This is a genomic window from Flavobacterium rhamnosi (assembly GCF_048286515.1).
Taxonomy (GTDB): Bacteria; Bacteroidota; Bacteroidia; order Flavobacteriales; family Flavobacteriaceae; genus Flavobacterium.
Genome location: NZ_JBLVPS010000002.1, coordinates 16,255 through 28,724, shown reverse-complemented (window position 1 = coordinate 28,724; position 12,470 = coordinate 16,255). Strand labels below are relative to the sequence as shown.

Sequence of the window (12,470 nt, the reverse complement as noted above, 5' to 3'; positions counted from 1 at the left end):
ATGAGAGGATTATCTAAAGAAAGAGAAGGTTATTTACTGTGTATATTTAGAAATTTAAAATCATAAAAAGATAATAATGAAGGTAGTTATATTAGCAGGAGGTCTAGGAACCAGGCTTTCAGAAGAAACAGTGTTAAGACCAAAACCGATGGTCGAAATTGGTGGAATGCCTATACTTTGGCACATTATGAAGATTTATTCCTCATACGGATATAATGACTTTGTCATCTGTTTGGGATATAAAGGCTACGTGATTAAAGAATATTTTGCTAATTATTTTATGCACAAATCAGATGTTACGATTGATTTAAAAAATAATTCGGTTAAGGTTCATGAATCGGAAGCTGAACCATGGACCATTACTTTGGTAGATACGGGAGTAAATTCCATGACTGGCGGACGTATCAAACGCGTTCAAAAGCATATTGGAAACGAACCTTTCTTACTTACTTATGGTGATGGAGTTTCAAATGTAAATATCAAGGATTTAGTAGCGACCCATCAAAAAAACGGAAAACTTTGTACCGTTACTTCCGTTCAACCTTCTGGACGATTTGGTGCTTTAAATTTAGGATCTGAAAATCAAGTAGATTCTTTTCTGGAAAAACCTAAAGGTGATGGTGCGTGGATTAATGGTGGTTTTTTTGTGTGTCAACCGGAAGTGTTTGATTACATAGAAGGGGACAGCACTATTTTTGAAAAGGCACCCATGGAACGTTTGGCTGCTGAGGGTCAAATGGGGGCACACCTGCATGAAGGGTTCTGGAAACCCATGGATACCCTCAGAGATAAAGTAGAACTGGAAGAAAGTTGGGAAGCGAAAACTGCTGCTTGGAAAACTTGGTAATATGATGTTTAGAAAACTACAAGAAACATATAAAGGGAAAAAAGTTTTTTTAACGGGTCATACTGGTTTTAAAGGCGCCTGGATATTAAAAACGTTGTCGCTCTTAGGAGCAGAAGTAAAAGGATATGCATTAGCACCAAAGACGAAAGACGATTTATTTCATTTAATTGATGGGGATACTATTTGTACTTCGGTCATTGTTGATTTAAGAGATAAAAAAAGGTTGGAAAAAGAAATTGTAAATTTTCAACCTGATTTTGTCTTTCACTTGGCTGCACAACCTTTAGTGCGTTTGTCCTATGAAATTCCTGCCGAAACGTTTGAAGTCAATGTTATTGGAACGGCTAATCTATTGGATGCCGTTCGTGTACTCGAAAAAAAGTGTCAAGTGGTCTTAATCACTACTGATAAAGTCTACCACAATAACGAATGGATTTATCCTTATAGGGAAAACGATAGATTAGGCGGTTATGACCCTTACAGTGCAAGTAAAGCCTGTACTGAACTGGTGATCGATTCCTATCGGAACTCCTTTTTTAATACTAAAGCCTACGATACACACCAAAAAGCGATTTCGGTAGCGAGAGCCGGAAATGTAATTGGTGGTGGGGATTGGTCACAAGATCGTTTGGTGCCAGATATTGCCAAAGCATTTGCCGTAGAAAAACCTGTTGTAATTCGCAATCCGAACTCGGTGAGACCCTGGCAACATGTTTTAGAACCTGTAGTGGGCTATTTGTTGTTGGGAGCCAATTTAGCCACAAAACCTATTCAATTTAGCCAAGCTTATAATTTTGGGCCACATCTATCCGATGCGCTTTCGGTTGAAGAGATGTTAAAATTAGCCATTGCCAGTTGGGGTAAAGGCGAGTATAAGGTGGAGAAAGAAGAGGGGCAACCTCATGAAGCCGGACTACTGAAATTGGATATCAGTAAAGCAATTTCAGAATTAAATTGGCAGCCAAAAATGAATGCGGAAAAAGCGGTGAGTATGACAATGGACTGGTATAGTGAGTTTAACTCTAACAAAAATGGAATTTTGGATTTTACAACTAATCAGATAAAAGAATTTTTGAATGAATAATAAAATTTTAATTACTGGCGGTACTGGCTATATAGGAAGTAACTTAATTAAGGAGTTGTTGAATAGAGGTTTTGAAATTTATGCAATATATAATAAAACAGCTCCTATCCAAATAGATGAAAGGCTTCATTGGATAAATTATGATGGGAGTTTTGATTCATTATTAGCTATTGATAAAAAAATTGATATTATCGTGCATCTTGCCACTGTATTTGTGCCTAAACATACGACGGGTTTAGTTGATAATATTTTAAGAACAAACATAATGTTGGGTGTTCATTTGTTAGAGTATGCAAAAGAAAATGACATAAAGCGATTTATAAATACCAGCACTTATGCTCAATCAATAGACGAGAGTTCTTATAATCCTCAAAATTTTTATTCAGCCACAAAGCAGGCTTTTGATGATATTTTGAAGTTTTATTCGGAGGCAAATTTATTAAAAAGCATTACTCTATCATTATATGATACTTATGGGCCGAGAGATAACAGACCTAAATTTATAAATTTGGTTATTGATGCTTTTAATAAAAACGAAGTTTTTAATATGTCACCAGGGAATCAAACAATAAGATATGTTTATATTGATGATGTTGTGGAAGCATTTTGCATGTCAATTGAATTACTGTTGTCAGACACGCTTAAAAAATCGACTACATACAATGTGTATGGAAATGAAAGCTTTACTCTAAATGAGATGATAAGGCATATTTGTAAAGTTTTTGACAAAGATTTGAAAACAAATCCAGGATTCTATAGTTATAGAGATCGTGAAATTATGGATTGTAAACCGAAATTTGACAGGATTCCAAACTGGTTTCCAAAATTTAATTTGGAAGATGGTGTTAAACAAATAATATTACAAAATGAAAATAACAGAAACTAAAATACCGGGACTTTACATCATCGACGCGCTACGATTTGAAGATTTGAGAGGGGAGTTAATTAAACCGTTTAATTTTGACCACTATAGTAAATTAGGAGTTAATCTTGAATTTAAAGAAACATGGTTTACTAAATCGAAAAAAAGTGTTATTAGAGCAATGCATCTTCAAATTGGAGAAATGGCATGCGAAAAATTGGTTTCCGTTATAAATGGCTCTGTTATGGATGTTGTTTTAGATTTGAGACCAGAATCAGAAGCATTTGGTCAATATTTTGAAATTGAATTGAATGATAAAACGCCAAAAGCATTATATATCCCCGAAGGCTGTGCTCACGGTTATAAAGTTTTGGAAGATAATACGATTACAATGTATTGTGCAACAAAAGTGCATTCTGCACAGCACGATCTAGGGATAAAATGGGATAGTTTTGGTTATGACTGGAAAATTGAAAATCCGATTCTTTCAGATAGAGATATTGAATTACTAGAATTTAAAGATTTTAAATGAGAAATGTCATTTTAGGAGCTGGTATATCTGGAATTGCAGCTGCATATGAATTGAAAAGAAATAATGTCGAGTCAATTATTTTTGAAAAAAATAATAATTGGGGCGGTTTATTAGATAATTTTAGTATTGAAGGATTTCGATTTGACAAATTTGTTCATTTTTCTTTTGCGAATGATAAATACGTAAATGATATTTTTTTTCAAACCAAATATATCTCACACGAGCCACTGTCTTATAATTTTTATAAGGGTCATTGGTTAAAACATCCCGCTCAAAATAATTTATTTCCATTAAAAAAAGTTGAAAAGGAAAAAATTGTTGATGATTTTAAAAGCCGTAAAGATAAATCTGTTTCTGAAATAAAAGATTATGAAGAATGGCTTAGAGTTCAGTACGGAGATTATTTTGCGGAAAATTTCCCAATGGTATACACCGAAAAATATTGGACTATTACAGCTAAAGAGTTAGAGACAAAATGGGTTGGTAGTAGAATGTACAAACCTTCGTTGGAAGAAGTTGAAAGAGGTTGCGAAAGCTCAGAAACTCCAAATACTTATTATGCCAAGGAGATGCGTTATCCTTCACAAGGAGGATATAAAGCATTTATTACTCCAATGGTAAGGGATATTGATATACGAACAAATTCCGGAGTTGATAAAATAGATTTACATAATAAAACGATACGTCTTACAGATGGGAAAACTTATGAATTTGATAATTTAATTTCCAGTTTGCCTTTAACGGAAATTTGTAAGTTGATTAATAACGTTCCCGAATATGTTTTAGAGGCTAGTGAGAAATTGAATTACACCTCAGGATATTTGGTTTCATTAGGGTTTAATAAACCAGAGATAGCTGATAAATTATGGTTTTATATTTATGATAAAGACATTCTACCAGCACGTGTGTATTCACCAAGTATGAAATCGTCGGATAATGCACCTAAAGGGTGTAGTTCTATTCAGGCAGAAATTTATTATAATAGAGGGAAGAAGTTAGGTATTAGTGATTCTGAAATATTAGAACAGACAATAGATAAGTTTATTTCTATTGGTTTGTTTAAAGAAGAAGATTTGATAGTGAAAGACATTAGAAGTGAGAAATACGCCAATGTTGTTTTTGACCATGCTATTTACGTAAACAGAAAAATAGTTATAGATTATTTAGTGCAAAATGATATAATCTCTGTTGGAAGATTTGGTGAATGGGAATATTTTTGGAGCGATCAGAGTTTATTAAGCGGCAGAGACGGAGCATTAAAATTAATTAATAAATTAGAGAAGGCTACCAAATCAGATGATTAATATTTCGAAAAAAGATATTTTCTGGGGGTATTTTGCGCAGTTTTTTTCGATAGCATCAGGACTTATCACTTTGCCTTTGATACTTAGGATGCTAAGCGAAGAAGAAATAGGGCTGAATTATTTATTACTAACATTCGGTTCTTTGGTATCTCTTTTTGATTTTGGTTTTGCTTCACAATTTGGTCGCAATATATCCTATATTTTTGGTGGAGCACAAAGTTTACAAAAAGAAGGTATTGAAGTTGTGGATAATTCAACAGGCGTCAATTACCGATTGTTAGCAACGATGATTTACACTGCGCAATATGTTTATCGACGTATAGGGTTAGTTGTTTTGACTACAATGCTTACTTTTGGAACTTGGTATGTTTATGAAGTTACTAATGGTTTTCACAGTGTAGAAAACACTTTAATCATATGGTTAGTTTTTTCATTTTCAGTTTTTTTTGAAATATTTTATTCCTTTTACACTGCTTTACTTGTTGGTAAAGGAATGATAATGGAATCGCGAAAAGCAATAGTATATTCAAGATTAGTTTATGTTGTTTTAGCATTTGTTTTTCTGTATTCAGGATTCGGATTGATTGGTGTTGTAATAGCCAATTTTATAGCTCCTTTTTTTAACAGAATTATTTCTTATCGTTTCTTTTTTACAGAAGAATTAAAAAGTAAAATAAATAGTTATGTTATTTCAAAACAAGAAAAGATTGATCTCTTTAATGTAGTTTGGCATAATGCACGGAAATTAGGTCTTGTTTTTATTGGTGCTTATGCAATCAATAAATTCAGTCTTTTCTTGGCTGGCTTGTATTTACCATTATCGGATATTGCCTCTTATGGATTGATGATACAGCTTGTCGGGTTGGTTAGTACAGTGTCCGCAACTTCCTTTGTAATAAATCAATCTCGATTTTCTGCACTAAGAGTGAATGGAGAGAAGAAAAAACTTTTAAAAGAGTTTGCTTATAGTATGAATGTATATTATCTATTGTTTGTACTGGGAGCTGTTTTCTTGATATTTGTATGCCCTTGGTTGTTGATTGCAATTGGTGCAAACGCTAAGTTGCCATCAGTTTTGATTATGAGTATTTTTACATTAATTGTGTTGTTAGAAGGAAATCATTCTAATTTTGCAGGATTTATTATCACCAAAAATAATATACCATTTGTAAAATCGTCTTTAGTAGCGGGAGTAGCAATTGTATTAGGGGACTATTTTTCATTGACTTATACAACTTATGGTGTGCTTGGCTTGGTACTAGTGCAAGGGTTGTCTCAAGTTGTTTATGCAAATTGGAAATGGCCTTACGAGGTTTGTAGAGAGTTTGGAATTAGTTTTTTTTCATTTATTACTATTGGAATGAAAGAAACGTTTGCAAAATTGAAAATAAATTAGAATGGTAGATAAGGATACAGATTTTTTTAAAATCACGAATAATTTCGCTAAAACAGCAGCTATTCCTTCGATTCAAATTATAAAATCCAATTTGGATTTTAAGCCTAAAGTAACGATAGCGATACCTACTTATAGGCGCGCTAATTTGTTGAAAGAAACGATTGATAGTGCTATCAACCAAAAGGAATTTGAGTACTATGATATAATAGTTGTAGATAATGATCCTGAGAGGGGTTGCAAGTCGGAGCAATTGATATTGTCTTATAATGAAAAAAGAATAAGTTATTATAAGAATTCTGAAAATATTGGAATGGCAGGTAATTGGAATCGTTTGTTTGAATTAGCTGTGGGAGATTATGTGGTAATGTTGCATGATGATGATTTGTTGTTACCAAGTTTTCTTGCTGAAGGAATGGAAATATTGGATAGTAATAGAACTATTGATTTGTTGAAACCTCAGTTTTATCAGTTCACAACAGATTCAAAGGATATTAATTATGACAAAATCCCAAAACTGGATAATAAATTATCTAAAATAGATTCTGTTTCCTTTTATCAAGGTTGTTTTATTGGTGCACCAACGGGAATTTTCTTTAGAAAAGAATCGGTTTTTAAAATTGGGGGATATAATGAGGAATTTTTCCCTAGTTTGGACTACTGTTTTTATGCTTTGTTTTCCGACAATTTCAATGTGTTTTTTTACAGAAAAAATCTTTCTTTGTATCGGATAGGAGCTAATGAGTCGTTAAATATTAATACTTTAAAGGGATTTGTTATTAGTGATTATTTTTTAATAAAGCAGATATTAAAAAATTATGGAGTGCCAAAACAAATAACCAAAAACTATTTAAGAATTAGAACTGAGGATGTAGTCAATACTTATAAAAACAATCTTAACTCAGAATTTACTTTTGATTTTGATTTGATTGGAATCAAACCTATCAATAACTATTTAGGAAAAATTTATGTATATACGCTTAGATTATTTTTTGTTATTCTAAATTTTGTAAAGAGTCAAAAAGTATATATTGACGTAAATAGTAGATAATGAAAATACTAATTGTAAATACGTTTGATAGTTTTGGTGGAGCTGCAAGAGCCGCTTATAGGTTACATAAATCGCTTTTAGTAAAAGGGGTCGAAAGTAAGATGTTAGTGCAGTACAAATCTGGGGATGACTATACAGTAGATGCCTGTCCGAAATCTTTTCTACAAAAGATGATGGCAAAAATAAGGCCTTTTTTAGATGCTTTTCCTGTACGTTTCTATAAAGAGAGGACAAAAATGCTTTTTAGCCCATCTTGGTTAGGTTTTAGTAATGTTGTAGATCAAATCAATGATTTGAATCCTGACATAGTTCATCTTCATTGGATAAATGGGGGGATGATTAAAATTGAGGATTTGGCGCGCATTAAAGCACCAATAATGTGGACTTTACACGATAATTGGGCTTTTACAGGAGGTTGTCATATTATGTGGGAATGTGATAATTATAAAAAAAATTGTGGTACTTGTCCTCGTCTTGGGAGCAGTAAAGAAAACGATTTGAGTAGAAAAACGTTTATTAGAAAGCAAAAGGTTTTTTCTAAATTACCCAATATGGTAATAGTAGGCTTAAGTAAATGGCTTGAAAATTGTGCAAAGGAAAGTAGTTTGTTTAGAAATCATATAATTGTAAATCTTCCTAATCCAATTGACACAACTGTTTTTAAACCATTTGATAAGAAACAGGCTAGAGAATTATGGAATTTGCCACAAAACAAAAAGTTAATTCTTTTTGGAGCTATAAGTGCTAGCAGTGATGTAAATAAGGGGTTTGAAGGGCTCACTGGATCTTTAGATTTATTGAATGATGAAAATGTAGAGTTTGTGATATTTGGCAGTAGTGAGCCCAAAGAAAAACAATCATTTAAAATGAAAACACATTATTTAGGACACTTAACGGATGATGTTAGTTTAGTTACCCTTTATAGTGCTGTAGACGTTATGGTTGTTCCAAGTTTGCAAGAGACGTTGCCACAAGCAGCTACCGAGTCGATGGCATGTGGTACGCCAGTTGTAGCTTTTGGTCATACAGGTTTACTAGACATCATAGAACATCAAAAAACGGGATATTTAGCTAGGCCTTTTCAGGAACGAGATTTTGCAACCGGAATAGAATGGGTTTTAAATGCGGCTACTTACGATCAACTTTGTGCGAATGCAAGAACGAAAATAGTCAGAGAGTTTGATAGTGCAGTTGTTGCAGATAGATATATAAAATTGTACAATGAAATGATATTGGGTAGCAAATAACAATGTAGTCAAAATATTTTTGGTTAACTATATTGTCAATTAGAGAAGATAATGGAAGAAGCAGTTTTACAGTTTGGTTTATATTATGTGTTTTTTTCACTGATTTTGTTTTATTTATTTAGAAAATATATACTATCAGTTTTTGATCCATTCGTGTTTATTATTTTAATGATGGCTTCAAGTTTGTGTCTAACAGTGGACTCTTCCTTTTTCTTTTATGTTTTACTAGCGGTTCTCTTTTTTTTCTTTGGATTTAGGCTTATCGGAGTGCCCAAAAGAAATTTCGCTAAAATTGATGCGTTTATTGATACTAAACTATTAGAAATATTTACAGTACTATTTTTTATTTTATACGTAATCGTTAGTGTTATAATGTTTAAAGGTTCAGGGATTCCTTTACTGTCAGAAAATCCAACGGAAGCCAAAATATCGATGTTCGTAGCGGGAACTGGATGGATAAGAAGAATTATTTTTTTAAGTGGTTTTTTACCAATTTGCATAAGCTTGTTGTTGATAGTTTCTAAAAAGAAAATATTTTATTCTTTTATGTTTTTTCTTTATTTGTTGACATCAATAATGCATGGTTCAAAAGGGGGCCTTATTGGAACAATTGCGATATTTTGGTATCTATATCAACAAAATAATTTATGGTCAGGTTCAACAATGCATATAAAAACTTTTATACGCTCAAAAATTAAATATTTTTTAGTAATAACTGTAATTCTGTTTCTTTCAATTGTTATGAAAGAATCTGAAATAGAAGGTCAAGATCCAATTTTTTCTATTGGATTTCGATTAATGGAATTTGGCGATGTAATGTTGTATTACAAAACACAAGTGGTAAGGGATCATTTTGTAAATCTAAATTTTGTAGATTTTATTTTAAACGAATTTAATGGGATTCTAGGGATGTTGCGATTGACAAGCTATAGTGAGCCTTTAGGATACCAAATGGTAAAAGCATTTTGGAATACCTCTTCTCTTTTTGATGATGTCGTTTTGGGACCCAATACTGTTTTTTTTGTTAAAGGGCATGTCTTTTTTGGTTATATTGGAGGAATAGTGTATAGTTTTCTGATGGGTCTTCTTTCGGCACATTTTAGAAAGAAAATCATTGAGATTAAAATAAAAAATATTTTTATGTATGCCATAGCTGTATATGTTTTTTTTCAAATTCCTGGATTTTTGAAAGAATTTAGCCAATCGGTATCCACGGTTTTTGATTTTGTTTTCTATTTGGGACCTATTATTTTATTTTCTCTGATACTGAAGGAAATTTTTAAAAAAGTTGATAATATTGAAAATGTAAATTAGAATGAAGGGTAATTTGGTAAGTATTATAACGGTGGTTTACAATAGTGTCGATATGATTGAAGACACTATTAAAAGTGTAATTTCTCATGATTTGAAAAATTTTGAGTATGTTATTATTGATGGTGGATCAACGGATGGAACTGTTGAAATAATAAAGAAATATCTGGATAAAATAGCTGTTTTTGTAAGCGAGCCAGATAAAGGTATTTATGATGCTATGAACAAAGGTATTTCTTTGAGTTCTGGTACGTTTATTGGATTTATTAATTGTGGAGACAAATTATTAGAGTTGCCTCTTAAAGAAATATCGAATAATAGAGATAGTTTTATTAATTGTTTCCCTGTTTTATTGTCAAGCGGTAGTACAATGTTTCCATCAAATGGGCGTCTTTTGAAGGTTAAAAACACATTGCCTCATCAAGGCTGCTTTTATAAAAAGTCGGATAAATTAATTTATGACACAAAATACAAGATTTTTTCCGACTTTAACTTGAATCAGAATGTATATAAAAATAAGCACCATATTAGAGTTTTTGATAGTCCTATTGTGGCTTTTCATGATGTAGGGGGGGTTTCGCATGACAAAAGACACAGCAAAGAAATTTTTGAAGTTGTTAAAGCGAATTACGGACTACATTTTCAGATTTTGTCCTGGTTTTATTTTAAAAAGCAGGGCGCTGTTCAGCGAATTAAGAATCTTTTTAATTAAGTGAAATGACTGATTTAACAATTTTAGTTTGTTTATATAATAAAGATATAGAAACCTCAAATACTATTCAGAGTTTGTTAAGGGCAAGCATACAAACAAATAGTACGACAGTTATTATTTGGGATAATAGTACTTTACGCATGAAACAAGATTCGATTAATTTTTTGAGTAATCATTTTTCAAAATTCATTTATAAGCATACTCCTGAAAATGTAGTCCTGTCTAAAATATATAATTCGGTAATTGAAACTCTTGATGTAGAGAATTCTTATTTGATGTTGTGTGATGACGATTCTGATATTCCTGAATGTTTCTTCGAGATTTTAGAAAATCAGATAAATCTGAATCCTTCGGTTAATTTATTTTTACCGCAAATCTACTCGGATTCCATTTTGGTGAGTCCAGCAAAAGATTATTTGATTAAAACAAAGTTAATTAATGATTTGCAGCCAGGAACTTTATTATCTCGTTGTACTACTGCTATTAATAGCGGAATGGTTATTTCTAATAGGTTTTTCAAAAATGGTTTTAGATATGATGAAGATTTGAGATTTTATGGAACGGATAACTACTTTATGATTGAATATGCAAAGGCAAATAAAAATTTGGTGGTTCTTGATGTAAGATTTATTCATAGCTTAAGTTTTAATACAACTGGAGATATTAAAAACAAGCTTAGGATATTCAGAGAAAATAGAAGAGCTAACAAAATTATTTACAAAAAAAATTTTTTTAAAAGACAAATAGTTCTTGTAAACAATCTATTGGTTGCAATTAAGTTGTGTTTTAAAAACAATACGTTAGAGTTTTTGTTTGAAAATTAGTAGTAGTTATATTGAATCAATGACTATGAGAAAAAGATCCCTATGGCAACTAATTTTTTGAAGGAGAAACGCTTTCTGCGTTGAATTAAAATGAAACGTTGCGAAAATAATTTGCAAAAGAAAAGCTAAAATCAATTCGCCTAATTTATCAAAAGACATAATTATGCAACAAAGGGTTTCATTATTTGAAGAATTAATAAATTAATAAAAATGAATATACTACTTGACAACATAATTTTTTCATTGCAAAAAGCAGGGGGTGCTTCGGTTGTGTGGCAACAGCATTTGGAAAGGTTGTTACAAGATAAGGCGTTTCAATGTCGGTTTTTGGAATACGATAATGCGGAATTAAATTTATTTAGACAACAATTGTCTTTTAATAAAGATTTGATCGATTTGAAAAGCTCTAAGTTTTTGTCTTTAAAGCGCTTTCTGAATTTTAATTCAAAAAATGAAGGGAAGCATCTGTTTCATTCTTCTCATTATAGATTAGAGGAATGTAAAAATGCTATAAATGTTACTACGGTTCATGATTTTACATACGAATACTTTAGACACGGAATACCGCAAAAAATACATTCTTGGCAAAAGTACAAAGCAATAAATGGTTCTGAAGGGGTTATATGTATATCAAATAGTACAAAAGATGATTTAATTAAATTTTTACCGAATTTCGATAAAAGTAAAATTCGTGTAATTTATAATGGAGTAGATGAAGGTTTTAAGCTATTGGATTCTAATATAAATTTCGATAAGAAACACTACTTTGAAGATTACCGGTACGCTTTGTATGTAGGAGATAGAAGATCAACACATAAAAATTTTAATATGGCCGTTGATGCATGTTCTTCGTCTAATATTCCTTTATTATTGATTGGTGGCGGGGTATTAAATGAAGTAGAAAAGCAAATGTTGGATTCTAAATTAGGAAAATCAAATTATCAATGTATTACAGAGGTTAGTGTTGAAGATTTAAATTATTATTATAATAGAGCATTTTGTTTATTATATCCGTCTCTTTACGAAGGTTTTGGCATACCGATAATAGAGGCGCAGCGAGCTGGTTGTCCTGTTATCGCTACTAGATCGTCTTCTATTCCCGAGGTACTTGGTAATAGTTATCTAGCAATTGAAAGTCCTACATTTGAAAAAATATCACAGAAATTTAAAGAATTGGCATCGACCAGCGATTTACGGAAAGAAAGCATAGAACTTGGTTTTGAGAAAGCGAAACAATTTAGTTGGCAAAACACCTATGATCATACAATTGAATTTTATAAAGAATTATATTTTAAGAAATAGT

Annotated in this window: 13 protein-coding genes; 12 read left to right on the top strand and 1 reads right to left on the bottom strand. The window is 31.7% G+C overall.

The features are described 5' to 3' along the window. Positions 1-76: 76 nt before the first annotated feature. Genes rfbF through ACNQGN_RS01610 form a run of 8 tightly spaced genes read left to right on the top strand, consistent with a single transcriptional unit; the run spans position 77 to position 8,320 of the window. The gene (gene rfbF, locus ACNQGN_RS01645) at positions 77-847 is read left to right on the top strand and encodes a glucose-1-phosphate cytidylyltransferase (protein ID WP_417986142.1); all 771 of its coding nucleotides are present in this window, start codon (positions 77-79) and stop codon (positions 845-847) included. A 1-nt stretch (position 848) separates the two neighbouring features. Continuing rightward, positions 849-1,931 carry a CDP-glucose 4,6-dehydratase gene (gene rfbG / locus ACNQGN_RS01640; protein WP_417986141.1) on the top strand — a complete coding sequence of 361 codons (1,083 nt, stop codon included), beginning with the start codon at positions 849-851 and terminating at the stop codon, positions 1,929-1,931. Continuing rightward, positions 1,924-2,817 (top strand): NAD-dependent epimerase/dehydratase family protein, encoded by an 894-nt coding sequence (locus ACNQGN_RS01635; protein WP_417986140.1) that lies wholly within the window; start codon positions 1,924-1,926, stop codon positions 2,815-2,817. Before rfbG ends, ACNQGN_RS01635 begins: the two co-directional genes overlap by 8 nt. Next, positions 2,798-3,325: a dTDP-4-dehydrorhamnose 3,5-epimerase family protein gene (locus ACNQGN_RS01630; RefSeq protein ID WP_417986139.1), complete on the top strand. Its 528-nt coding sequence runs from the start codon at positions 2,798-2,800 to the stop codon at positions 3,323-3,325. Before ACNQGN_RS01635 ends, ACNQGN_RS01630 begins: the two co-directional genes overlap by 20 nt. Then, positions 3,322-4,629: a protoporphyrinogen/coproporphyrinogen oxidase gene (locus ACNQGN_RS01625; protein WP_417986138.1), complete on the top strand. Its 1,308-nt coding sequence runs from the start codon at positions 3,322-3,324 to the stop codon at positions 4,627-4,629. The genes ACNQGN_RS01630 and ACNQGN_RS01625 overlap by 4 nt, the downstream gene beginning before the upstream one ends. Then, complete coding sequence (wzx, locus tag ACNQGN_RS01620; protein WP_417986137.1) at positions 4,622-6,025, top strand: O-unit flippase-like protein; 1,404 nt, start codon at positions 4,622-4,624, stop codon at positions 6,023-6,025. The genes ACNQGN_RS01625 and wzx overlap by 8 nt, the downstream gene beginning before the upstream one ends. Before the next feature lies 1 nt (position 6,026). Beyond that, on the top strand, positions 6,027-7,073 hold the full coding sequence (locus ACNQGN_RS01615) for a glycosyltransferase family 2 protein (protein ID WP_417986136.1): 1,047 nt from the start codon (positions 6,027-6,029) through the stop codon (positions 7,071-7,073). Continuing rightward, positions 7,073-8,320: a glycosyltransferase family 4 protein gene (locus ACNQGN_RS01610; RefSeq protein WP_417986135.1), complete on the top strand. Its 1,248-nt coding sequence runs from the start codon at positions 7,073-7,075 to the stop codon at positions 8,318-8,320. Before ACNQGN_RS01615 ends, ACNQGN_RS01610 begins: the two co-directional genes overlap by 1 nt. 215 nt (positions 8,321-8,535) lie before the next feature. Here the strand turns inward: ACNQGN_RS01610 and ACNQGN_RS01605 are convergent, their stop codons facing one another. Further along, positions 8,536-8,820 carry a hypothetical protein gene (locus tag ACNQGN_RS01605; RefSeq protein WP_417986134.1) on the bottom strand — a complete coding sequence of 95 codons (285 nt, stop codon included), beginning with the start codon at positions 8,818-8,820 and terminating at the stop codon, positions 8,536-8,538. Positions 8,821-9,061: 241 nt separating this feature from the next. On the opposite strand from ACNQGN_RS01605, the gene ACNQGN_RS01600 reads away from it, so the two are divergent. The 4 genes from ACNQGN_RS01600 (at position 9,062) to ACNQGN_RS01585 (ending at position 12,469) form a co-directional block, all read left to right on the top strand. After that, complete coding sequence (locus ACNQGN_RS01600) at positions 9,062-9,634, top strand: hypothetical protein (protein WP_417986133.1); 573 nt, start codon at positions 9,062-9,064, stop codon at positions 9,632-9,634. 1 nt (position 9,635) lies between these two features. Continuing rightward, a complete protein-coding gene (locus tag ACNQGN_RS01595; protein WP_417986132.1) occupies positions 9,636-10,343 on the top strand; it encodes a glycosyltransferase family 2 protein in 708 nt (235 codons plus the stop codon). A gap of 5 nt (positions 10,344-10,348) precedes the next feature. Continuing rightward, positions 10,349-11,167 (top strand): glycosyltransferase family 2 protein, encoded by an 819-nt coding sequence (locus ACNQGN_RS01590; RefSeq protein WP_417986131.1) that lies wholly within the window; start codon positions 10,349-10,351, stop codon positions 11,165-11,167. A 210-nt stretch (positions 11,168-11,377) separates the two neighbouring features. Further along, the gene (locus ACNQGN_RS01585; RefSeq protein WP_417986130.1) at positions 11,378-12,469 is read left to right on the top strand and encodes a glycosyltransferase family 4 protein; all 1,092 of its coding nucleotides are present in this window, start codon (positions 11,378-11,380) and stop codon (positions 12,467-12,469) included. The last annotated feature ends 1 nt before the right edge of the window (position 12,470 follow it).